This window comes from Rhizobium sp. M10, from assembly GCF_002531955.1.
Lineage (GTDB): Bacteria > Pseudomonadota > Alphaproteobacteria > Rhizobiales > Rhizobiaceae > Rhizobium > Rhizobium etli_C.
The window spans coordinates 98,838-120,020 of the sequence record NZ_NWTA01000003.1 but is presented as its reverse complement, the minus strand read 5'-3'; the positions used below and the strand labels follow the sequence as shown (position 1 = coordinate 120,020).

The 21,183-nt window shown below is 62.4% G+C and carries 19 protein-coding genes; 13 read left to right on the top strand and 6 right to left on the bottom strand.

Annotation, left to right across the window (positions count from 1 at the left end; genetic code table 11):
* Positions 1–106 precede the first annotated feature (106 nt).
* Positions 107–1,033 carry a pseudouridine-5'-phosphate glycosidase gene (locus tag CO671_RS05885; protein WP_064685492.1) on the bottom strand — a complete coding sequence of 309 codons (927 nt, stop codon included), beginning with the start codon at positions 1,031–1,033 and terminating at the stop codon, positions 107–109.
* Positions 1,034–1,121: 88 nt separating this feature from the next.
* On the bottom strand, positions 1,122–2,066 hold the full coding sequence (locus tag CO671_RS05880) for a carbohydrate kinase family protein (protein WP_097605165.1): 945 nt from the start codon (positions 2,064–2,066) through the stop codon (positions 1,122–1,124).
* 228 nt (positions 2,067–2,294) lie between these two features.
* Here CO671_RS05880 and recA point away from each other — a divergent pair, with 228 nt between their 5' ends.
* Together recA and alaS are read left to right on the top strand one after the other, a co-directional pair.
* Positions 2,295–3,383, top strand: coding sequence for a recombinase RecA (gene recA / locus CO671_RS05875; protein WP_064685493.1), 1,089 nt, complete (start codon positions 2,295–2,297; stop codon positions 3,381–3,383).
* Between the two features lie 155 nt (positions 3,384–3,538).
* The gene (alaS, locus tag CO671_RS05870) at positions 3,539–6,193 is read left to right on the top strand and encodes an alanine--tRNA ligase (protein ID WP_097605164.1); all 2,655 of its coding nucleotides are present in this window, start codon (positions 3,539–3,541) and stop codon (positions 6,191–6,193) included.
* 90 nt (positions 6,194–6,283) lie between these two features.
* On the opposite strand, the gene CO671_RS05865 is transcribed toward alaS, so the two are convergent.
* Positions 6,284–6,916 (bottom strand): LysE family translocator, encoded by a 633-nt coding sequence (locus CO671_RS05865; protein WP_097605163.1) that lies wholly within the window; start codon positions 6,914–6,916, stop codon positions 6,284–6,286.
* Between the two features lie 126 nt (positions 6,917–7,042).
* Between CO671_RS05865 and CO671_RS05860 the strand changes: the two genes are divergently transcribed.
* Positions 7,043–7,894 (top strand): AraC family transcriptional regulator, encoded by an 852-nt coding sequence (locus CO671_RS05860; RefSeq protein WP_097605162.1) that lies wholly within the window; start codon positions 7,043–7,045, stop codon positions 7,892–7,894.
* Between the two features lie 52 nt (positions 7,895–7,946).
* On the opposite strand, the gene CO671_RS05855 is transcribed toward CO671_RS05860, so the two are convergent.
* The 3 genes from CO671_RS05855 to CO671_RS05845 form a co-directional block, all read right to left on the bottom strand.
* Positions 7,947–8,573, bottom strand: coding sequence for a glutathione S-transferase family protein (locus tag CO671_RS05855; RefSeq protein WP_097605161.1), 627 nt, complete (start codon positions 8,571–8,573; stop codon positions 7,947–7,949).
* A gap of 86 nt (positions 8,574–8,659) precedes the next feature.
* Positions 8,660–9,103, bottom strand: a complete 444-nt coding sequence (locus tag CO671_RS05850; protein WP_097605160.1) for a GNAT family N-acetyltransferase — start codon at positions 9,101–9,103, stop codon at positions 8,660–8,662.
* 70 nt (positions 9,104–9,173) lie between these two features.
* The gene (locus tag CO671_RS05845) at positions 9,174–10,385 is read right to left on the bottom strand and encodes an NADP-dependent isocitrate dehydrogenase (protein ID WP_097605159.1); all 1,212 of its coding nucleotides are present in this window, start codon (positions 10,383–10,385) and stop codon (positions 9,174–9,176) included.
* A 301-nt stretch (positions 10,386–10,686) separates the two neighbouring features.
* Between CO671_RS05845 and CO671_RS05840 the strand changes: the two genes are divergently transcribed.
* The 10 genes from CO671_RS05840 (at position 10,687) to CO671_RS05795 (ending at position 21,143) form a co-directional block, all read left to right on the top strand.
* Entirely contained in the window at positions 10,687–11,214 is a 528-nt protein-coding gene (locus tag CO671_RS05840; RefSeq protein WP_097605158.1) for a hypothetical protein, read from the top strand.
* Between the two features lie 97 nt (positions 11,215–11,311).
* Positions 11,312–13,351: an FUSC family protein gene (locus CO671_RS05835; protein ID WP_170964948.1), complete on the top strand. Its 2,040-nt coding sequence runs from the start codon at positions 11,312–11,314 to the stop codon at positions 13,349–13,351.
* A gap of 4 nt (positions 13,352–13,355) precedes the next feature.
* Complete coding sequence (locus CO671_RS05830) at positions 13,356–14,186, top strand: RNA methyltransferase (protein ID WP_097605156.1); 831 nt, start codon at positions 13,356–13,358, stop codon at positions 14,184–14,186.
* Complete coding sequence (gene murI, locus CO671_RS05825) at positions 14,167–14,967, top strand: glutamate racemase (protein WP_097605155.1); 801 nt, start codon at positions 14,167–14,169, stop codon at positions 14,965–14,967. Before CO671_RS05830 ends, murI begins: the two co-directional genes overlap by 20 nt.
* Before the next feature lie 128 nt (positions 14,968–15,095).
* A complete protein-coding gene (locus CO671_RS05820; protein WP_097605154.1) occupies positions 15,096–16,607 on the top strand; it encodes an ATP-binding protein in 1,512 nt (503 codons plus the stop codon).
* Between the two features lie 225 nt (positions 16,608–16,832).
* The gene (rpsD, locus tag CO671_RS05815) at positions 16,833–17,450 is read left to right on the top strand and encodes a 30S ribosomal protein S4 (protein WP_009994534.1); all 618 of its coding nucleotides are present in this window, start codon (positions 16,833–16,835) and stop codon (positions 17,448–17,450) included.
* Between the two features lie 72 nt (positions 17,451–17,522).
* Positions 17,523–18,452 carry a glutaminase gene (locus tag CO671_RS05810; protein ID WP_097605153.1) on the top strand — a complete coding sequence of 310 codons (930 nt, stop codon included), beginning with the start codon at positions 17,523–17,525 and terminating at the stop codon, positions 18,450–18,452.
* 89 nt (positions 18,453–18,541) lie between these two features.
* The gene (gene ttcA, locus CO671_RS05805; RefSeq protein WP_097605429.1) at positions 18,542–19,414 is read left to right on the top strand and encodes a tRNA 2-thiocytidine(32) synthetase TtcA; all 873 of its coding nucleotides are present in this window, start codon (positions 18,542–18,544) and stop codon (positions 19,412–19,414) included.
* Positions 19,415–19,462: 48 nt separating this feature from the next.
* Complete coding sequence (locus CO671_RS05800; protein ID WP_097605152.1) at positions 19,463–20,290, top strand: inositol monophosphatase family protein; 828 nt, start codon at positions 19,463–19,465, stop codon at positions 20,288–20,290.
* A 28-nt stretch (positions 20,291–20,318) separates the two neighbouring features.
* Positions 20,319–21,143: an inositol monophosphatase family protein gene (locus CO671_RS05795; RefSeq protein ID WP_097605151.1), complete on the top strand. Its 825-nt coding sequence runs from the start codon at positions 20,319–20,321 to the stop codon at positions 21,141–21,143.
* Positions 21,144–21,183 lie beyond the last annotated feature (40 nt).

The following is a 21,183-nucleotide window of genomic DNA, read 5'->3' as shown; positions in this document are numbered from 1 at the left end:
TCCCGCCCAATCTCCCCACCTGTGGGAGAGATGCCCGGCAGGGCAGAGGGGGTGATCCACGGCAATCCGGCAAAGACTGGGCGGAAACAACCTGCCCCATCCCCCCTTACTCCCCGAGCGCCACGGCAATCTCTGCCGCCAGCCGCGCATTGTTTTCAACAAGCGCAATATTCGTCTTCAGACTCTGGCCGTCCGTCAGGTCGAAGATGGTCGAGAGCAGATAGGGCGTCACCGCCTTGCCGGTCACTTCGTCGCGTTCAGCGCTGTCGAGCGCGCGCTCGATATAGATCTCCATCTCTTCGCGCGGGATCTCGTCGGCCTCGGGCACCGGATTGGCGATCAGCATGCCGCCATTGATGCCGAGCTGTTCGCGCACCGTCTGGAAGTTGGCGATGGCCGCCGGGCTGTTCAGCGACAGCGGGCTGCGAAGCCCCGAGGAGCGCGACCAGAAGGCGGGGAATTCTTCGCTCTCATAGGTGACGACGGGCACGCCGCGGGTTTCCAGCACTTCCAGCGTTTTCGGAATGTCGAGAATTGCCTTGGCGCCGGCGCAGACGACGATGACGCCGGTGCGGGCCAGTTCCTCGAGATCGGCCGAAATATCGAAGCTTTCCTCGGCGCCACGGTGCACGCCGCCGATGCCGCCTGTGGCAAAGACGCGGATGCCAGCGCGCGCCGCCGCGATCATCGTCGCTGCGACCGTGGTGGCGCCGGTGCGGCGCTCGGCGATCGCAAAGGCGAGATCGGCGCGCGACACCTTCATCACGTCGGTCGCCTTGGCGAGCTGCTCCAGTTCGCCGGCTTCAAGGCCGATATGCAGCGTGCCGTGAATGACGGCGATCGTTGCCGGCACGGCACCCTGTTCGCGAATGATCGCCTCGACGCTGCGGGCCATCTCGATATTGCCGGGATAGGGCATGCCGTGGGTGATGATGGTCGATTCCAGCGCCACCAGCGGCGCGCCGCGCTGCTTGGCGCTGGCGACCTCCTTCGAATAGGCGATCGGCAGAAGAGGGGAGATGGGCTGGGTCATGATCTTGTCCTGTCGTCGATAGAGCATGATGCCGAATGTGTCGGCGGTTTTGCGACGACATCATGCTCGACTATTTCATTTGGCCGCTTCAATGCAGAATTCTGATCTGGGGAACAAGGGCAAGCGCCTCATTCAGCAGATCCGGCGTCAGATTTTCGTTGACGGCATGCGGCGACTGCACAGTCAGCGCTGCTGCCGCGGTGCCGTGGCGGACGGCTTCCTCGAGCGGCAGGCCGCGCATCAAGGCGGCGAGCGTGCCGGCGGCAAGGGAATCGCCGGCGCCGGTGACATCGGCGAGGGTCTCGGCGATCGGCGGCTGCAGCGTCACGGCGCGGCCGTCGCAAAATGCGACCAGCTCGCGCTGGCCGCGGGTGACGACGGCGCTCCGGATGCCGATCTCGTTCAGAAGCGGCGGCCAGCCGCCAGCGTCTTCCGGCCGTTCACCGATAAGGGCTGCGGCTTCGGCCTCGTTCAGGAACAGGTAGTCGATATCCGTGATGCAGGATTTCAGCCTGACGACCTTGGCCGGCGAAATGGCGATCGCCGCGACGGGCTTGGCCAGCGACCGTGCCTTGGCGACGATTGCAGCGATCGTCTCTTCCGGCAGATTGGCATCGAAAAGGATGAGATCATGCGCGGCGAAGGCTTCGCGCACCCAGCGGATGGAAAGACGCCGCGGCACGAAGAAGCGGTAGAGATCCATGTCGGCAAGGGCAATCACCAGGTTGCCGTCCCTCTCGATGATCGCGGTGTAGCTCGGTGTCTTGCGGTCGAGAAAAACGAAGGGCCGGTCGTCGATGCCGGCGAAATCGGCGGCTTCGCCGACCATCTCGCCGATGGGATCGCCGCCGCGCGGCGAAATCATCGTCACCTGAAAACCGAGCCTTGCAAGGTTGCGCGCCGCATTGAAGCCGCCGCCGCCCGGCTCCTCGAACCAGGTGCCGGGATTGCTGGCGCCCGGTGCCGTTTCCCCGGAAATGCGGCCGCGCCGGTCGATATGGGCGCCGCCGAGAACAAGAATCTTTTTCTTCATTTCAACCGCCTTTCGATGCCCCAAGCGCGAATCGAGACGGGGCCTCCTGGCGCGGCAACGCCGGCGCACCTGGCCTAAGCCGTTGCTTTGCATCGATAAAACAAATATAGAACACAGGCTGTTTTACCTTTTTCTTTCAATCGTTTGATCGCCTATTGCGAGAGTGGAACAAATAGGGTACAAACTCGACATTGCTTGGGCGGCTTCAATAACCTAAAGGTGGATCAGATGTCTCAGAATTCATTGCGGCTGGTAGAGGACAAATCGGTGGACAAAAGCAAGGCGCTTGAAGCGGCACTCTCACAGATAGAGCGGTCGTTCGGCAAGGGCTCGATCATGAAACTCGGCTCCAACGAGAACGTCATCGAAATCGAGACGATTTCGACGGGTTCGCTTGGTCTCGATATCGCGCTTGGCGTCGGCGGCCTGCCGAAGGGCCGCATCATCGAAATCTACGGGCCGGAAAGCTCGGGCAAGACGACGCTTGCGCTGCAGACCATCGCGGAATCGCAGAAGAAGGGCGGCATCTGCGCCTTTGTCGACGCCGAACATGCGCTCGATCCCGTCTATGCCCGCAAGCTGGGCGTCGATCTCCAAAACCTTCTGATCTCGCAGCCCGATACCGGCGAGCAGGCGCTTGAGATCACCGATACGCTGGTGCGCTCCGGTGCCGTCGACGTTCTGGTCGTCGACTCGGTCGCCGCACTGACGCCGCGCGCCGAAATCGAAGGCGAAATGGGCGACAGCCTTCCCGGCCTGCAGGCGCGTCTGATGAGCCAAGCGCTGCGCAAGCTCACCGCCTCGATCTCCAAGTCGAATACCATGGTGATCTTCATCAACCAGATCCGCATGAAGATCGGCGTCATGTTCGGTTCGCCGGAGACAACGACGGGCGGCAATGCGCTGAAATTCTATGCCTCCGTGCGCCTCGACATCCGCCGCATCGGCTCGGTCAAGGAGCGCGAAGAGGTGGTCGGCAACCAGACCCGCGTCAAGGTCGTCAAGAACAAGATGGCGCCTCCCTTCAAACAGGTCGAATTCGACATCATGTATGGCGAAGGCGTATCGAAGACCGGCGAACTCGTCGATCTCGGCGTCAAGGCCGGGATCGTGGAAAAGTCGGGCGCCTGGTTCTCCTATAACAGCCAGCGTCTTGGCCAGGGCCGCGAAAATGCCAAGACCTTCCTGCGCGACAACCCGGATCTCGCCCGCGAGATCGAACTGGCGCTGCGCCAGAATGCCGGTCTCATCGCCGACCGCTTCCTGCAGAACGGCGGACCGGATGCAGATGACGGCGATGCCGCCGCGGACATGTAAGTCTCGCGCCTGACTCTTGTCGGATATCTCCGCCGGCCGCATTCCCTGATGAGAATGCGGCCGGTTTTGTTTGTCGGCTGGACAGTGGCGGAGGCGAACGTTAAAAGCCGATGGATTTGTATTTATCTGCCTCGGGCAGCATTGAAGGGCATAGAATGAGCGGCGTGAACGATATCCGGTCGACCTTTCTCGACTATTTCAAGAAGAACGGCCACGAGATCGTTTCGTCGAGCCCGCTGGTGCCGCGCAACGACCCGACGCTGATGTTCACCAATGCCGGCATGGTGCAGTTCAAGAACGTTTTCACCGGCCTGGAAAAGCGTCCTTATACGACGGCCACGACGTCGCAGAAATGCGTGCGCGCCGGCGGCAAGCATAACGACCTCGACAATGTCGGCTATACCGCGCGCCACCTGACCTTCTTCGAAATGCTCGGCAACTTCTCATTTGGCGACTATTTCAAGGAGAATGCGATCGAGCTTGCCTGGAAGCTCGTGACCGAAGGTTTCGGCCTGCCGAAGCATCGCCTGCTGGTGACCGTCTACTCCGAAGACGAGGAGGCCGCGGCGCTGTGGAAGAAGATCGCCGGTTTTTCCGACGACAAGATCATCCGCATCCCGACCTCCGACAATTTCTGGCAGATGGGCGATACCGGCCCCTGCGGCCCATGCTCTGAAATCTTCATCGACCAGGGCGAGAACGTCTGGGGCGGCCCTCCCGGTTCCCCGGAGGAAGATGGCGACCGGTTCCTGGAATTCTGGAACCTCGTCTTCATGCAGTTCGAGCAGACCGAGCCCGGCGTTCGCAACCCGCTGCCGCGTCCGTCGATCGATACCGGCATGGGCCTTGAGCGCATGGCCTGTATTCTCCAAGGCGTTCAGAGCGTGTTCGACACCGATCTCTTCCGGACACTGATCGGCGCCATCGAAGATACGATGGGCGTCAAGGCGGAAGGTAGCGCCAGCCATCGGGTCATCGCCGACCACCTGCGCTCTTCGGCCTTCCTGATCGCCGACGGCGTGCTGCCGTCGAATGAGGGCCGCGGTTATGTGCTGCGCCGCATCATGCGTCGCGCCATGCGCCACGCTCAGCTGCTTGGCGCCAAGGAGCCGCTGATGTTCAAGCTGCTGCCAACGCTGGTGCAGCAGATGGGCCGCGCCTATCCGGAACTGGTACGCGCCGAGGCGCTGATCTCGGAGACGCTGAAGCTTGAGGAAAACCGCTTCCGCAAGACGCTGGAACGCGGCCTGTCGCTTCTGTCGGATGCGACGACGGATCTTTCCAAAGGCGATATGCTGGACGGTGAGACCGCCTTCAAGCTCTACGACACCTACGGTTTCCCCCTCGATCTGACGCAGGATGCACTGCGTGCCCGTGAGATCGGCGTCGACATCTCCGGCTTCACCGATGCGATGCAGCGCCAGAAGGCCGAAGCCCGCTCGCACTGGACCGGTTCCGGCGAAAAGGCGACCGAAACCGTGTGGTTCGACCTTAGGGAAAAGCATGGCGCGACCGAATTCCTGGGCTACGACACCGAAACGGCTGAGGGCGTCGTGCAAGCGATTGTCAAGGACGGCGCGGTTTCGACCGAGGCCAAGGCCGGCGACAAGGTGCAGATCGTCGTCAGCCAGACGCCATTCTACGGCGAATCCGGCGGCCAGATGGGCGATACCGGCGTGATCTCGTCCGACCACGGCAAGATCGAGATATCGGACACGCAGAAGAGGGGCGAAGGCCTGTTCGTGCATCTGGGTACGGTCATCGAAGGTGTGGTCAAGGATGGCGATGCTGTCGCGTTGACGGTCGATCATGCCCGCCGTTCGCGCCTGCGCGCCAATCACTCGGCGACGCACCTGCTGCATGAGGCGCTACGCGAAGTGCTCGGCACCCATGTCGCCCAGAAGGGCTCGCTGGTCGCGCCCGAGCGCCTGCGTTTCGACGTCTCGCATCCGAAGCCGATGTCGGCCGAAGAGCTGAAGATCGTCGAGGATATGGCAAACGAAATCGTGCTGCAGAATTCGCCGGTCACCACGCGGTTGATGAGCGTCGACGATGCGATCGCCGAAGGCGCGATGGCGCTGTTCGGCGAGAAATACGGCGATGAGGTGCGGGTCGTCTCGATGGGCACAGGCCTTCATGGCGCAAAGAGCAACAAGCCTTACTCGGTCGAGCTTTGTGGCGGCACGCATGTGTCGGCGACCGGTCAGATCGGCCTCGTGCGCATCCTCGGCGAAAGCGCCGTCGGCGCCGGCGTTCGCCGCCTCGAAGCGGTGACCGGTGAATCCGCGCGCGAATATCTCGCCGAACAGGACGAGCGCGTGAAGACGCTCGCTGCCTCGCTGAAAGTTCAGCCTTCGGAAGTCCTGTCGCGCGTCGAGGCGCTGATGGACGAGCGCCGCAAGCTCGAAAAGGAACTGGCCGATGCCAAGCGCAAACTCGCCATGGGCGGCGGGCAGGGCGGGTCTGCCGATGCGGTGCGCGAGGTTGCCGGAGTGAAATTCCTCGGCAAGGCCGTGGCCGGCGTCGATCCGAAGGACCTCAAGGGTCTTGCTGATGACGGCAAGGCCAGCATCGGCTCCGGCATCGTGACGCTGATCGGCGTGTCCGATGACGGCAAGGCGAGCGCCGTCGTCGCGGTGACGCCGGATCTCGTCGAGCGCTACAGCGCCGTCGATCTCGTCCGCATTGCGTCGGCAGCCCTTGGCGGCAAGGGCGGCGGCGGCCGTCCCGACATGGCGCAGGCCGGCGGCCCTGATGGCGCCAAGGCTGATGAGGCGCTTGAGGCCGTCGCGGCGGCACTCGCAGGCTGATCGTCCAGTCCGAGAACTGTTTGAAATGGGAACCGGCTGCGAGATTTTGGATTTCGCAGCCGGTTTGTTTTCAATGCGCGGCTGCGGTGGTCAGTTTCTCGTCTGCAGCGCGAGACGGCAGGCAAGCCCGGTAAAGACCGTTGCGAGCATATATTGCGGCAGTTTCGGGAAACGGCACACGGAGCTAAGCCGTGAACGGATCTGGCTTCCGAGAAGGATGACGGTTCCATTCACGACGAAGCCGATGGCGTTCAGGATGGTGGCTAGCACCAGCATTTGCGCGACCATTGAGCCGCTCTCCGTATTCACGAATTGTGGGAAGAGCGCCATGACGAAGAGCGCCATCTTCGGATTGAGCAGGTTGGTGGCGAGGCCGGCAAAGAAGATGCGCCGACCCGAAAGCCGCTTCAACGTGGAAGCGGGCGCGAAGGCGGTACCTTCCGAGCGAATCGTCTTGTAGGCGAGATAGAGCAGATAGCAGCAGCCGATCCAGCGCACGGCCTCATAGGCGATAGGTATAGTCAGGAAGAGCTGCGAGAGCCCGAAAGCGGCAGCAAGGGCGTGGCAGTAAGTGCCGAGCGCAATACCCGCATAGGTCAAAAATCCGGCAGCGCGTCCCTGGCTAATGCTGCGCGAAGCAATCAGCAGCATGTCGGGACCGGGCGTGGCAGTCAGGATCAGCGCGGCGGCGGCAAAGAGTATCAATGTTGAAAAGTCCGGCATCAGTCTTCCTCTTGGGTTCGAGCCGGAATTCCGGTCTATGCGGGATTCGTCGCCAGTTCAAGTCAGCAGGATTTGTCAAATCGGGATATGGTTCTCTGCAGCCCATCGATTTGCTTGAGGTTTGACATGAATGGCGAAACGGCATGGGCACTTTATGAAAGCCGTCTGAGACGGGTTTCTGCCTATATTCACGACCACCTCGACGAGGAGCTGGATATGGAGCGCCTGGCCGAGATCGCCTGCCTGTCGAGCTATCACTGGCACAGGATCTACCGGGCGATTTATGGCGAGACGCTGGCGGCCACCGTCAAGCGGCTGAGGCTGCATCGCGCGGCGGGCGAGATCGTCGGCACGGAGCTTGCCGTCAGCGAGATTGCGAAACGATCAGGCTATCCCAATCTCCAATCCTTCAATCGCATTTTCAAGTCGGTCTACGGCATGCCGCCGGCCCGCTATCGGAAAGAGGGAAGCCACACAGCCTTTAAACCCTCACCTAACGGAAAGACCCAACCCATGTTCGACGTTACCATACGTGAGATCGCACCGACCGAGCTGATCGGTGTCGCCCATACCGGCTCTTATATGCAGATCGGCAAAGCCTTCGAGACATTGTTCGGCACGCTTTACGCCCGCGGCCTCGCCAGGCCCGACATGAGGATGATCGGTGTCTATCTCGACGATCCCGATATCGTGCCGGCCGAACAGCTGCGCTCGATCGCCTGTGTGACCGGCTCCGCCGACGTTCCGGCCGAAGCGCCGTTCGAGCGGCGCAGGGTCGACGGCGGCACCTATGCGGTGCTGCGTCACAAGGGTCCCTATGCCGACATGCACAAGGCCTATCAGTGGCTTTATGCGGAATGGCTGCCCAAATCAGGACGGCAGTTGAAGGACAGCGTCATGTTCGAGGAATATCTCAACAACCCACGCGACGTGCCGCCAACCGAGCTTCTGACAGAAATCCACATGCCGCTTGCCTGACCTCATGCGAGGACGCGGCGGAGTTGCCGCGTCCTCGATCGTGCCTGAACGCTCAGGCCGCCTGCATCGCCTTGCCGGCTTCGTCGTCCAGTGTATTGGCGCGCTTATAGGCTTCGCGCTCGCTGATGCGGCCGAAATAGTCGACGAAGGCCTGGCGTTTCTCGATGGAGCCGAAGCCAAGGCCCCAGCCGATATGCGCGCCGACATAGACGTCGGCGGCGGTGAAGCGCTCGCCGGTGACGTAAGTCGAGCCGGAAACGGCCATTTCGAGCGTGTTCATGACGTCGCCGAAACTGCCGCAGCCTGCCATGCGCAGGCGCTCCGCCGGAATTTCGAAACCGAGCGCCTTCATCGTCACCGCCGATTCCAGCGGACCGGCGGCAAAGAACATCCAGCGGTAATAGGCGGCGCGCTCTTCCGGCTTGGGGGCCAGCCCCTTTTCCGGGAAGGTCTCGGCGAGGTAGGCGCAGATTGCCGCGCATTCGGTGACCACGGTGTTGCCGTGGCGGATCGCCGGCACCTTGCCCATCGGGTTGAGCGAAAGATATTCCGGCGCCTTCATGGTTTCGCCGAAGGTCAGGAGTTCGGTGCGATAGGGCTGACCGATCTCCTCCAGCATCCAGCGCGCAATGCGCCCGCGTGACATTGGGTTCGTATAGAATACCAGTTCTTCGGCCATGACATCCTCCTCCTGTTGCCGTTCTGTCAGGCATTGCCGTCGCCCGGAATCAATAGCGCGGCGAGGTCTTTGTGCAAGTCCGATCGTCAGAGAGCTTTGCGATACTGGATGAAGCCTGAGCGTTCGGCGATCCGGTCGTACAGCCGCCGCGCCGTGGCATTCGTTTCGTGCGTCATCCAGTAGAGCCTGCCCGCACCGTTTGCGCGCGCGAGATCGGCGACCGCATCGATCAGTGCGGCACCGGTGCCGAGGCCGCGCTGGCTGGTTTCGACATAGAGATCCTGCAGATAGCAGGTCCGTTGCGGCAGCCAGCAGGAGCGGTGAAAAATCGCATGCACGATGCCGACGAGGCGGCCGTCTTCAAAGGCGCCGAGCGCGTGCATCGGTTCGTCAGAATCGTGGAAGCGGTTCCAGGTGAGATCCGTGGTTTCGGCAGGGATGACCACCTCGTAGAAGCGCTGATACGCCTTCCATAGGGGCTCCCAAGCGGTACGGTCAGTGGGTTCGAGCGGGCGCACGGTCGCCGTCATTTGCGGTTCTCCCAAAATGAAAACGGCGGGGAAATCCCCGCCGTTTCAATGCTATCCCGAAAGGGCTGGCTTACGCCATCGCGTTCTGCAAGTTCTGGTCGATCTTGTCGAGGAAGGCGGTGGTCGAGAGCCACGGCTGGTCGGGGCCGATCAGCAGCGCCAGGTCCTTGGTCATGAAGCCGGATTCGACGGTGTCGACGCAGACCTTTTCCAGCGTCGAGGCGAACTTGGCGAGTTCGGCATTGTCGTCGAGCTTGGCGCGGTGAGCGAGGCCGCGGGTCCAGGCGAAGATCGAGGCGATCGAGTTCGTCGAGGTTTCCTGACCCTTCTGGTGCTGGCGGTAGTGGCGGGTGACGGTGCCGTGGGCGGCTTCGGCTTCGACCGTCTTACCATCAGGCGTCAGCAGAACCGAGGTCATCAGGCCGAGCGAGCCGAAGCCCTGGGCGACGGTGTCGGACTGGACGTCGCCGTCATAGTTCTTGCAGGCCCAGACGTAGCCGCCCGACCACTTGAGCGCCGAGGCGACCATGTCGTCGATCAGACGGTGTTCGTAGGTGATGCCGGCTTCCTTGAACTGATCCTTGAATTCGGTCTCGTAGACTTCCTCGAAGATGTCCTTGAAGCGGCCGTCATAGGCCTTGAGGATGGTGTTCTTGGTGGACAGATAAACCGGCCACTTGCGCATCAGGCCGTACATCATCGAGGCGCGGGCGAATTCGCGGATCGATTCGTCGAGGTTGTACATGGCCATGGCAACGCCGGCGCCCGGTGCGTTGAAGACTTCCTTCTCGATCACGGTGCCGTCTTCGCCGACGAACTTGATGGTCAGCTTGCCCTTACCGGGGAATTTGAAGTCGGTGGCGCGGTACTGGTCGCCGAAGGCATGGCGGCCGACGACGATCGGCTGGGTCCAGCCGGGAACCAGGCGCGGCACGTTGCGGCAAATGATCGGCTCGCGGAAGATGACGCCGCCGAGGATGTTGCGGATCGTGCCGTTCGGGCTCTTCCACATTTCCTTGAGGTTGAATTCCTTCACGCGGGCTTCATCCGGCGTGATCGTCGCGCACTTGATGCCGACGCCGTACTTCTTGATGGCATTGGCGGCGTCGACGGTGACCTGGTCGTTGGTGGCGTCGCGGTTTTCGACCGAGAGGTCGTAATAGTCGATGTCGAGGTCGAGATACGGATGGATCAGCTTATCCTTGATGAGCTGCCAGATGATGCGCGTCATTTCATCGCCGTCGAGATCGGCGACGGGATTGGCGACCTTGATCTTGTTCATGTATCTGCCTCGTTCGAGCTTGAAGGGGGACAAGCGTCCCGGGTGGGTGACGTGATGAGGAGCGCTATAGCATTGTGAACCGGGAACGCAAAGCTGCAACGGCCTTCGCAATGCGTTTTTGCCGCCATTGCTAAGTGCTGAAATCTGGCTAGAACAGGATGATTTTAGGCCGGATCGCCCTAAAATCTGAATCCTGTTCTAAATTAAAGAGTTAGAGCATGATGTTGTCCGAAAACCGCTCACACTTTTCGGCATCATGCTCTGTGTCCGCCTTGATTTGCCCGCCCCGGAACATTCGACCATGAAGACAATCGCCGTTGTTATTGCAAGCCTTATCGCCTTTTCGGACGCTGCCCATGCGGCCGATGCCACTGCTCCCGTGCAGGAGATCATGGACGCGACCAAGAGAAACTGGGCCGACAACAACAGCGACTGGACCGACATTTTCGATGCGAGCCGGCTCGATCGTCTCTACAGCAAGGACTTCGTCGCCAGATACCAGGCGGCCGCGCAATTTCCCGCCGTCGACGACGACGGCATATCGCCCTTCGATTACGACGTCATCGTCAACGGCCAGGATGCATGTCCGCTGGAGGATCTGACGATGGCGGCGGCGCCTCCGGTCAACGGGACGACCGAGGTCACGGTGCGCTTCAGGAAATCCGCCTGTTCGGACGCGCCCGATGCCAAGGACTATACGACCGTTCGCTTCGAGGTGGTCGAGGAGGCAGGCCGGCCGGTGATCGACGATATCGTCACCGAGAATATCGAAACGCAGGGCCATAATTCCCTGAAGGCGACGATGGCGCTGATTGCCAAGGGCCAGTAGGCGCGCGACATTCGAGAGCGTCGAGACTCGATCTCTGGCGGTTTGCTTACGCCAGGCATGGCATTATCTGTCGATCCTTCCGCGGCACGAGGGGTTCCTGCATTTGTTTTCCGGCTTTCAGGCTCGCGACTGGCTGCTTGCCAATGATCCGGCGCTTTCGCGCCTGCGCATGGCGCTGCGGGTGACGCTGACGATCGCTTTCTCCTTTTTGGTCCTTCTTGCCGTCCACATGGCAATCCTGCCACTGCCGACCGCGGCCTTCGGCCTCGGCATCGTGCTGTCGATCGAGGGCGGCGTTGCAGTGCGCGACAAGGGCAGTTCCCGCCAGCTGGTGACGCGGCTTTTCGGTTGTGTCGCCAGCCTTGCTGTCGTCGGCATTGCAGCGGGGCTCGAAGATCACCGCTTGCTCTCCGATCTCGTCTTCCTGGTGGTGATCGCGCTCGCATCGGCCGGACGGGTGTTCGGGCCGCGCGGTTTTGCCATCGGCATGTTCGCCTTCACCTCTTATTTCATGGGCGCCTATTTCCGGCCGCAGCTCGCCGAACTGCCTGAAGTGGCGATCGGCCCCGTCGTCGCGGTGCTTGTCGGCCATCTGGTGAGGGCAGTGCTGCTGCCCGACGATTGGCGGCGCGACCTGCTGCGCTCGCTCGAAAGCGTCAGGGGCCGGATCAACCAGATCCTCTTCAAGCTCGCCGCCATCGCCGGCGGCGCCGAGATCGGTGAAGCCGACCGGCAGGAGCTGCGCCAGCTGGAAGACCGGCTGAAGGAAGTGGTGCTGATGGCGGAGACCTTTATCCCGCGCCCGCCGACCGGCGTCTTTGACGCCGCCGCCGACGCCGCCGCCGAACTGGCGATCCGGCTCTTCGACGCTCATCTCGCGGCCGAAAGTGCGATCGTGCTGAGCTTCCAGAGCCCGCCGCCTTTCGCGCTCGTCCACGCAGTGATCGAAGCCGACAAGGCCGCGCTCGCCTCCTATGAAGGGATGGTGGAGGCCGCCAGGGACGCGCGGCAGGGCGAGACGGTGCGGGCGCTGCTCTGGCTCGGCGAGGCGCGGCAGCAACTGACGCAGGCGATCGACATGGGGCGGGCCTCCGGCTTTTCCGGCATCGATACGGTCAGGGACACGGCGCAATCCCAGCCGATCGACTTTTCATTCGCCAATCCTCTGCTGCGCGCGGCGCTGCAGATCACGATCGCGTCGGCGATCGCCATGAGCTTCGGGCTGCTCTTGTCGCGCGATCGCTGGTTCTGGGCGGTGCTGGCTTCCTTCCTCGTCTTCACCAACACCAATTCGCGCGGCGACACTGCGATGAGGGCGCTGTCGCGCTCGCTCGGGACCGTGTTCGGGATCGCTACCGGCCTTGTGCTGGCAACGCTGATTTCAGGCGAGCCTGATATCGCCGTTCCGGTTGCCGCCGTCTGTATCTTCCTCGCTTTCTATTTTCTGCAGGTTTCCTATGCGACCATGACCTTCTTCATCTCGATCGTGCTCTGCCTGGTTTACGGCATGACGGGCGTGCTGACGCTCGACCTGCTGAAGCTGCGCATCGGCGAGACGATGATCGGGGCGGCGGCCGGAACGGCGGTCGCCTTCATCGTCTTTCCCACGCGCACGCGCGGCGCGCTCGATTCCGCGCTTGCCCGCTGGTTCCAGGTGCTGCGCGATCTGCTTGGCGCCCTCGGCGAGGGCAAGAGCGGTTTCGAGCTGATGGCGCTGTCGCAGAAGATCGATGCCTGCTACCGTGATGTAACCGTGGCGGCGCGGCCGCTCGGCTCTTCCTGGTCGGTGGTGACGCGGCCCGGCCAAATCCGACAGACGCTGGCGATCTTCCTGTCCTGTACCTACTGGGCGCGTATCCTGGCGAAAAGCTATGAAGCGCCGGCCGCCGACGACAATCTGAACAGGCTGATCGCGGCGGACCTGGCGCTGATCGACGATGCCGCCCCGCGCGGCTCGAGCTGTTTCCTGATCAAGCGCAAGGCATCGCGGACGACAGGACGACACCTGCCGGTGTCGCGCGAGGGCGCCAGGCTGGGGCTCGAAATGATCGGTTCGGCGCTGGAAAGGCTCTATCCGCAGGTCGACGTCTTGCCGTTTGCGGCGGGCGAGGCTATTGCGCGCTCGAAACAAGGATAAGACCATGGCAGGCACGAACAGCGAGCGTCAACTTCTGGCCGAAGGGCCGGCCATCATTCTGGTCGAGCCGCAGATGGGCGAAAATATTGGCATGGTGGCCCGCGCCATGGCGAATTTCGGGCTTGCAGAACTGCGCCTCGTCAATCCGCGCGACGGCTGGCCGAACGAGAAAGCGCAGGCGACGGCCTCCAAGGCCGATCATGTGATCGCGGCGACGAAGGTGTACGACACGCTGGAGCAGGCGATTGCCGATCTCAATTTCGTCTATGCGACGACGGCGCGCAGCCGTGACAATTACAAGCCGGTGCGCTCGCCGGTCCTTGCTGCCGAGACGCTGCGCACGAAATTCAGGGCAGGTGAGGCGACCGGTATTCTCTTCGGCCGCGAGCGCTGGGGTCTGACCAATGAGGAAGTGGCGCTTGCCGACGAGATCGTCACCTTTCCGGTCAATCCCGCCTTCGCCTCGCTCAACATCGCCCAGGCCGTGCTGCTCATGTCCTATGAGTGGATGAAATCGGGCATGGAGGATCTGGAAGCCGTGCCGTTCCAGGCGCTTGAGCAGCGCCCGTCCACCAAGGAGCAGCTCTTCGGCCTGTTCGATCAGCTGGAAGAGGCGCTCGATTCGCGCAACTATTTTCATCCGCCCTCGAAAAAGCCGAAAATGGTCGACAACCTGCGCGCTGTTCTCTCCCGCCGGGCATTCACGGAACAGGAAATCAGCGTGCTGCGCGGCGTCATTTCCTCTCTCGACCGCTTTTCGCGCAACAGTCCGCGCAAAGGCGGCTCCACCAGATCCGGCAAGAAAGCGCCCACCGATGCCAGCGCCGACGAATGAGCTGAAACCCGTCCTCGTCTTCGATTCAGGGATCGGCGGACTGACCGTGCTGCGCGAGGCGCGTGTGCTGATGCCCGAGCGCGGTTTCATCTATGTCGCCGACGATGCCGGTTTTCCCTATGGCGGCTGGGAGGAACAGGCGCTGAAGGAGCGGATCATCGGGCTCTTCGGTAAGCTGCTGATGGAGTATGACCCCGAAGTCTGCATCATTGCCTGCAACACCGCCTTCACCCTGGTCGGCGCGGACTTGCGGGCCGCCTTTCCGCAGATGACCTTCGTCGGCACGGTGCCGGCGATCAAACCGGCGGCTGAGCGGACGCGCTCCGGCCTCGTCTCGGTGCTCGCAACGCCGGGAACGGTGAAGCGGGCCTATACGCGCGATCTCATCCAGTCCTTCGCGCAGCAATGCCATGTCCGTCTCGTCGGCTCGCAGAACCTGGCGCGCATGGCGGAAGCCTATATTCGCGGCGACGCCGTCTCCGACGATGCGGTGCTTGCCGAAATCGACCAGTGTTTCGTCGAGAAGGATGGTCAGAAGACCGATATCGTCGTGCTTGCCTGCACGCATTATCCTTTCATGGCCAATCTTTTCCGGCGGATTGCCCCGTGGCCGGTCGACTGGCTTGATCCGGCCGAAGCGATCGCGCGCCGGGCCCGCACGCTGGTTCCGCTGGTAGCCGATGCCGTGCATCCCGATAATTTCGACTTCGCCGTGTTTACGTCAGGCCAGCAGGATTTCGCCACGCGGCGGCTGATGCAGGGATTCGGCCTGAGTGCATGAGGGGAATTGTCCTGTGGGTTGGCGAAATCCGGCCCTGAAAATCAGCAGATTCTTTGATAGACGGGGCGTTGCCGTTTCGGAAGAATGGCGCTTCGTTCATGTGAGTCTTTTCGTCGCGAGGATCGGCATTGCAGGTTGGTATCGATATGGGATTGGCGTCCGGCAGCCCGGCGACGCTCGATATCGAGGAGCTGCTGGCGACCCGCCTGCTCGTGCAGGGCAATTCCGGATCGGGAAAGTCACATCTGTTGCGCCGTTTGCTCGAGCAATCCGCGCAATGGGTGCAGCAGGTCATCATCGATCCCGAAGGTGATTTCGTCACTCTCAGCGACAGGTTCGGCCATATCGTCGTCGATGGCGAGCGCACCGAGGCGGAGCTGGCGGGCATCGCCAACCGTATCCGCCAGCATCGCGTTTCCTGCGTGCTGACGTTGGAAGGCCTCGATATCGAGCAGCAGATGCGCGCCGCCGCCGCCTTCCTCAACGGCATGTTCGATGCCGATCGTGAATACTGGTATCCCGTTCTCGTCGTCGTCGACGAGGCGCAGATGTTCGCACCCTCCGTCGGCGGCGACGTCTCGGAAGATGCGCGCAAGATGTCGCTCGGCGCCATGACCAACCTGATGTGTCGCGGCCGCAAGCGCGGGCTTGCCGGCGTGATCGCCACGCAGCGGCTTGCCAAACTCGCCAAGAACGTCGCGGCCGAGGCCTCGAACTTCCTGATGGGCCGCACCTTCCTCGATATCGACATGGCGCGCGCCGCCGACCTGCTCGGCATGGACCGCCGCCAGGCCGAGATGTTCCGCGATCTGAAACGCGGCAATTTCGTCGCTCTCGGCCCGGCGCTGTCGCGCCGGCCGCTGCCGATCCAGATCGGCGCGGTGGAAACATCGGCGCGCTCCTCCAGCCCGAAGCTGATGCCGCTGCCGGATGCGCCGCAGGATGTCGAGGACCTGATCTTCACGCCCGATCCGGAGGAATTCCAGCGTCCGCCCGTGCGCCGCGCGCCGCCGGCGCCGCGGCCGACCACCGACATTTTGGCTGAACTTTCGCGCTCGACGCCGGCGGCGTCGCCTGCGCCCGTCGAGGCGAGGGCGAGCCAGGTGGAAATCTCCGCCGAGGAACGCGAAGAGCGCCTCGCCGGCGTGCTTGCCGAAATACTCGACGATCCCACCTCCGCCTTCCGCACCGATTCCGTGCTCTACCAGGATTTTCTCGTGCGCCTGCGCATGCGCCGCGTACCGGGACCGCCGATCGCATTGCCGGATTTCCGCCGGCGCGTGGCCATCTCCCGTTCCGGCGTTGATGCGGCGACAGCCTTGAGCGATGAATGGGCGACGGCCTTGTCGCTGTCTGCGGGTGTCACCGACGATCTGCAGGGCGTCTTTCTGATGCTCGCCAAGGCCGCCGTCTGCGGCGAACCGTGCCCGTCAGACGCGCGCATCGCCCGCGCCTACGGCACCCATTCGGCGCGGCGCGCCCGCCGTCTGCTCGGTTATTTCGAGGAGCAGGGGATTGTCGTCGTGCACACTGACTTTTCCGGCAAACGTATCGTGGCCTTCCCCGACATGAATTGCCAGACCGCACCCGGTGATGCGAACGCACCTGATACCGGCGATCAGCCGTTGGCTGCGGAATAGTGGCGCTTTCGGGCTTTGGCGCAGTTGACATTTTCATGACGGGCCTCTAAAGACCGCGCCAAGCACCGGGCAGCAATGTCCGGTGTTTCATTTGACATGTCCCGTGGATCGTTTCTGTTCGCGTAACCGAAACATCCTGTCAGGTCTCGGAAGAGGTCAGAGGAGGGCGTGTTTCCTTCGTGCGGTTTGGCAACAAACCGCCATAAACCTTTGAAAGGAAATACGATGAGCAAGCGCGAATCGTCCAAGTACAAAATTGACCGCCGTATGGGCGAAAACATCTGGGGCCGTCCAAAGTCCCCGGTGAACCGCCGCGAATACGGCCCGGGCCAGCACGGCCAGCGCCGCAAGGGCAAGCTTTCGGACTTCGGTGTGCAGCTGCGCGCCAAGCAGAAGCTCAAGGGCTATTATGGTGACCTGCGCGAAAAGCAATTCCGCGCGATCTTCGCCGAAGCCTCCCGCCGCAAGGGTGACACTTCCGAAAACCTGATCGGCCTTCTGGAATCGCGCCTCGACGCGATCGTCTATCGCGCCAAGTTCGTTCCGACGGTCTTTGCTGCCCGTCAGTTCGTCAACCATGGCCACGTCACCGTCAACGGCGTTCGCGTCAACATCGGTTCTTATCGCTGCAAGGCCGGCGACGTCATCGAAGTTCGCGAGAAGTCGAAGCAGCTGGTGACCGTTCTGGAAGCCGTCAGCCTCGCCGAGCGCGATGTTCCCGACTATATCGAAGTCGATCACAACAAGATGGTCGCCACGTATGGTCGCGTTCCGACGCTCAGCGACGTTCCGTTCCCCGTCGTCATGGAGCCGCATCTGGTCGTCGAATTCTATTCGCGTTAAGAAGAACCAGGCGTTTTCGCTTATGGAAAAGCCGCTCTTTCGGGCGGCTTTTTTGTTATCCGGAGAGAAGCGATGGCGGATTTGCAGGCGACCCTCGACAGCATCTACACCGATATTCTGCCGCGGGTCGGCGAGGGTAAGGTCGCCGACTATATTCCCGAGCTCGCCAAGGTCGATCCACGGCAGTTCGGCATGGCGATCGTCACTGTCGACGGCAAGGTCTATCGTATCGGCGATGCCGACATCGCCTTCTCGATCCAGAGCATTTCCAAGGTCTTCATGCTGACCTTGGCGCTCGGCAAGGTCGGCGAAGGTCTATGGAAGCGCGTCGGGCGCGAACCGTCCGGATCGGCTTTCAACTCGATCGTCCAGCTCGAGCACGAGAGCGGCATTCCACGCAATCCCTTTATCAATGCCGGCGCGATCGCCGTCACCGACGTCGTCATGGCCGGTCATGCGCCGCGCGAGGCGATCGGCGAATTGCTGCGCTTCGTGCGTTATCTCGCCGACGATGAGTCGATCACCATCGACGACAAGGTGGCGCGCTCGGAAACGCAGACGGGGTACCGCAATGTCGCGCTCGCCAACTTCATGCGCGCCTACCGCAATCTCGATCACCCCGTCGACCACGTGCTCGGCGTCTATTTCCATCAATGCGCCCTGTCGATGAGCTGCGAGCAGCTCGCCCGCGCCGGGCTGTTCCTGGCAGCGCGCGGCAGCAATCCGATGACCGGTCATTCGGTGGTCTCGCCGAAGCGGGCGCGGCGCATCAATGCGCTGATGCTGACCTGCGGCCATTACGATGGCTCGGGCGACTTCGCCTATCATGTCGGCCTGCCCGGCAAGAGCGGCGTCGGCGGCGGCATCTTCGCGGTGGCGCCGGGCGTTGCCTCGATCGCAGTCTGGTCGCCCGGGCTGAACAAGGTCGGCAATTCGCAGCTCGGTGCCGTGGCGCTGGAGATGCTGGCGGCGCGCACCGGCTGGTCGGTGTTCGGTGATTGATGCTGTGTTGCCGGGCGACTTTCTGCTAAAGGCAGCGTGATAGGGCGGGCTCGCAATTTCAAGCCTGCAATCTTCGATTGGACGAGGTCATGAATATCGCAGTCAACATCGCGGACGATCTGGGGTCTGTTGAATCAGGGGATGACATTGGCCATGCGCTGTTTGCCGACGCGCCGCGCTCGGTCTCCTTCAACAAGCTGCGCAAGCGGCTGCTCAGGCAGGTGCGCCAGGCCTTCGACGATTTCGATATGCTGAAGGGGCAGAAGCGCTGGCTGGTCGGCCTTTCCGGCGGCAAAGATTCCTATGGGCTGCTGGCGTTGTTGCTTGATCTCAAATGGCGAGGGCTGCTGCCGGTCGAACTCATCGCCTGCAATCTCGACCAAGGGCAGCCGAACTTTCCCAAGCATGTGCTGCCGGATTATCTGACGAGGATCGGCGTCCGGCACCGGATTGAGTATCGGGACACGTATTCGATCGTGAAGGAGAAGGTGCCGGAAGGGGCGACCTATTGCTCGCTCTGTTCGCGGCTGCGGCGCGGCAATCTCTACCGCATCGCCCGGGAGGAAGGCTGCGATGCGCTGGTGCTCGGCCACCACCGCGAGGATATTCTCGAAACCTTTTTCATGAATTTCTTCCATGGCGGGCGCCTCGCCTCGATGCCGGCGAAGCTTCTGAACGACGAGGGCGACCTGATGGTGCTGCGGCCGCTTGCCTATGCGGCCGAAGACGACCTTGCCAAGTTCGCTGCCGCCATGCAGTTTCCGATCATCCCCTGCGATCTCTGCGGCTCCCAGGACGGGCTGCAGCGCAATGCGATGAAGGACATGCTCGCCGATATCGAACGACGGATGCCGGGGCGCAAGGACACGATGCTGCGGGCGCTTGCGCATGTGAACCCGTCGCATCTACTCGATCCGAAGCTCTTCGACTTTTCCGGCTTGACAGTCACCGACCCTTCGTGAAAGGCCGGCTGCGGGAGGCTGGTCGTTGCATGAAGGACATGATTTCGCATGAGCATTTCAGATAAGGATATTCTGTTCCTTGGCGATAGCGTCAGGGAGGCGGCACGCGCCGAAATCATGCCGCGTTTCCGCAATCTCGGCACTGCCGACGTTTCGGAAAAGACCTCGGCAATCGATTTGGTGACGGAGGCGGACGTGCTCGCCGAACACAGGATCACCGCGGCGCTGAAAGAGCGTTTTCCCGCAGCACTCGTTGTCGGCGAGGAAGCCTATGACGCCGATCGGTCCGTCGTTCCGGCCCTTGCCGACGCCGAGCTCGCCTTCGTCATCGATCCTGTCGATGGCACCTTCAATTTCGCCGCCGGGCTTCCCGTCTTCGGGACGATGCTGGCGGTCACCGTCAGGGGCGAGACGGTCGCCGGCATCATTCATGATCCAGTCCTCGGCGATACGGTGACGGCGATCAAGGGAGCGGGCGCCTTCCTGACGCGACAGGACGGCCAATCGAGCCGGCTCAAGGTGGCGGAGCCCGCCGCCCTGAACCAGATGGTCGGCGGCATTTCATGGGGCCATATGGACGACCCGGATCGCTCGCGCATCTGCTCCAATCTGGCGAAGATCAGGATGACCTTCGCTTTCAACTGCTCGGCCTACGAATATTGGATGGTCGCCTCCGGCAAGCTGCATTTCATCGGCCATGCGAAGCTGATGCCCTGGGATCACCTGGCCGGCGTGCTCGCGCATCAGGAGGCCGGCGGCCATACGGCGAAATTCGACGGCACCCCCTATCGCCCCGGCGAGACGACGGGCGGTATTATCTCAGCACCCGACAGGGACAGCTGGCAGCTGATCCGCCGCGAGATCATCGGCATCTGATTTGACACGCTTCTCGAAAGGATTTGACATGACTGCGACTGTCGACGTGACCGCTCTTGCCGATCTCTTGCGCCGGGCGGCGAAGGCGGAGATTCTGCCGCGCTTCCGGCGGCTTGGCCGGGATGATGTGCGCGCCAAGAGCGAGGCGACCGATCTCGTCACCGAGGCCGACGAGCAGGCCGAGCGGATGATCAAGGCGGAAGCCGAGCGCCTTTGGCCGGCCGCCCTGTTCGTCGGCGAAGAATCGGTCGCGGCCGAGCCGGCACTGCTCGGCAGGCTCGCCGATGCCGATCTCGCCATTGTTGTCGATCCGGTCGACGGCACGTTCAATTTCGCCGCCGGCATCCCGGCCTTCGGCGTCATGGCGTCGGTCGTTTCCGGCGGCGAGACGATTGCCGGCATCATCTACGATCCGATGGGCGACGATTGGGTGATGGCGGAAAAGGGAAGCGGCGCCTGGCTGCGGCGGCCGGATGGCGAAGCGCGGCGGCTGCGCGCGGCCGAGCCTGTTGCGCTCGACCAGATGGTCGGCATGGCCTCCACCGGCTACCTGCCGCAGGAGAAGCGGGCCGAGATCCTCGGCAATCTAGCCAAGGTGCGCTTCCTCACCAACTACCGCTGCGCGGCCCATGAATACCGCACCCTTGCGGGCGGCCATGTGCATTACCTCATGTACAACAAGCTGATGCCCTGGGATCATCTCGCCGGCACGCTCATTTCCCAGGAGGCCGGCGCCTATGCCGCCCGTTTCGACGGTTCTTCCTACCTGCCACACCATCTCGACGGCGGGCTGCTGATTGCCCCCGACAAGGCCTCATGGGAGGTTCTGCGCCGTGAGGTGGTTACTGTTTGAACGCATGAAAATCGGCCGCAGAGCGCTGATTTTGCGGCCG

Bases quoted from the DNA above. Each gene is read 5' to 3' on its own strand.
- CO671_RS05885 (WP_064685492.1), bottom strand. From the start codon at position 1,033: ATGACCCAGCCCATCTCCCCTCTTCTGCCGATCGCCTATTCGAAGGAG.
- CO671_RS05880 (WP_097605165.1), bottom strand. From the start codon at position 2,066: ATGAAGAAAAAGATTCTTGTTCTCGGCGGCGCCCATATCGACCGGCGC.
- recA (WP_064685493.1), top strand. From the start codon at position 2,295: ATGTCTCAGAATTCATTGCGGCTGGTAGAGGACAAATCGGTGGACAAA.
- alaS (WP_097605164.1), top strand. From the start codon at position 3,539: ATGAGCGGCGTGAACGATATCCGGTCGACCTTTCTCGACTATTTCAAG.
- CO671_RS05865 (WP_097605163.1), bottom strand. From the start codon at position 6,916: ATGCCGGACTTTTCAACATTGATACTCTTTGCCGCCGCCGCGCTGATC.
- CO671_RS05860 (WP_097605162.1), top strand. From the start codon at position 7,043: ATGAATGGCGAAACGGCATGGGCACTTTATGAAAGCCGTCTGAGACGG.
- CO671_RS05855 (WP_097605161.1), bottom strand. From the start codon at position 8,573: ATGGCCGAAGAACTGGTATTCTATACGAACCCAATGTCACGCGGGCGC.
- CO671_RS05850 (WP_097605160.1), bottom strand. From the start codon at position 9,103: ATGACGGCGACCGTGCGCCCGCTCGAACCCACTGACCGTACCGCTTGG.
- CO671_RS05845 (WP_097605159.1), bottom strand. From the start codon at position 10,385: ATGAACAAGATCAAGGTCGCCAATCCCGTCGCCGATCTCGACGGCGAT.
- CO671_RS05840 (WP_097605158.1), top strand. From the start codon at position 10,687: ATGAAGACAATCGCCGTTGTTATTGCAAGCCTTATCGCCTTTTCGGAC.
- CO671_RS05830 (WP_097605156.1), top strand. From the start codon at position 13,356: ATGGCAGGCACGAACAGCGAGCGTCAACTTCTGGCCGAAGGGCCGGCC.
- murI (WP_097605155.1), top strand. From the start codon at position 14,167: ATGCCAGCGCCGACGAATGAGCTGAAACCCGTCCTCGTCTTCGATTCA.
- rpsD (WP_009994534.1), top strand. From the start codon at position 16,833: ATGAGCAAGCGCGAATCGTCCAAGTACAAAATTGACCGCCGTATGGGC.
- CO671_RS05810 (WP_097605153.1), top strand. From the start codon at position 17,523: ATGGCGGATTTGCAGGCGACCCTCGACAGCATCTACACCGATATTCTG.
- ttcA (WP_097605429.1), top strand. From the start codon at position 18,542: ATGAATATCGCAGTCAACATCGCGGACGATCTGGGGTCTGTTGAATCA.
- CO671_RS05800 (WP_097605152.1), top strand. From the start codon at position 19,463: ATGAGCATTTCAGATAAGGATATTCTGTTCCTTGGCGATAGCGTCAGG.
- CO671_RS05795 (WP_097605151.1), top strand. From the start codon at position 20,319: ATGACTGCGACTGTCGACGTGACCGCTCTTGCCGATCTCTTGCGCCGG.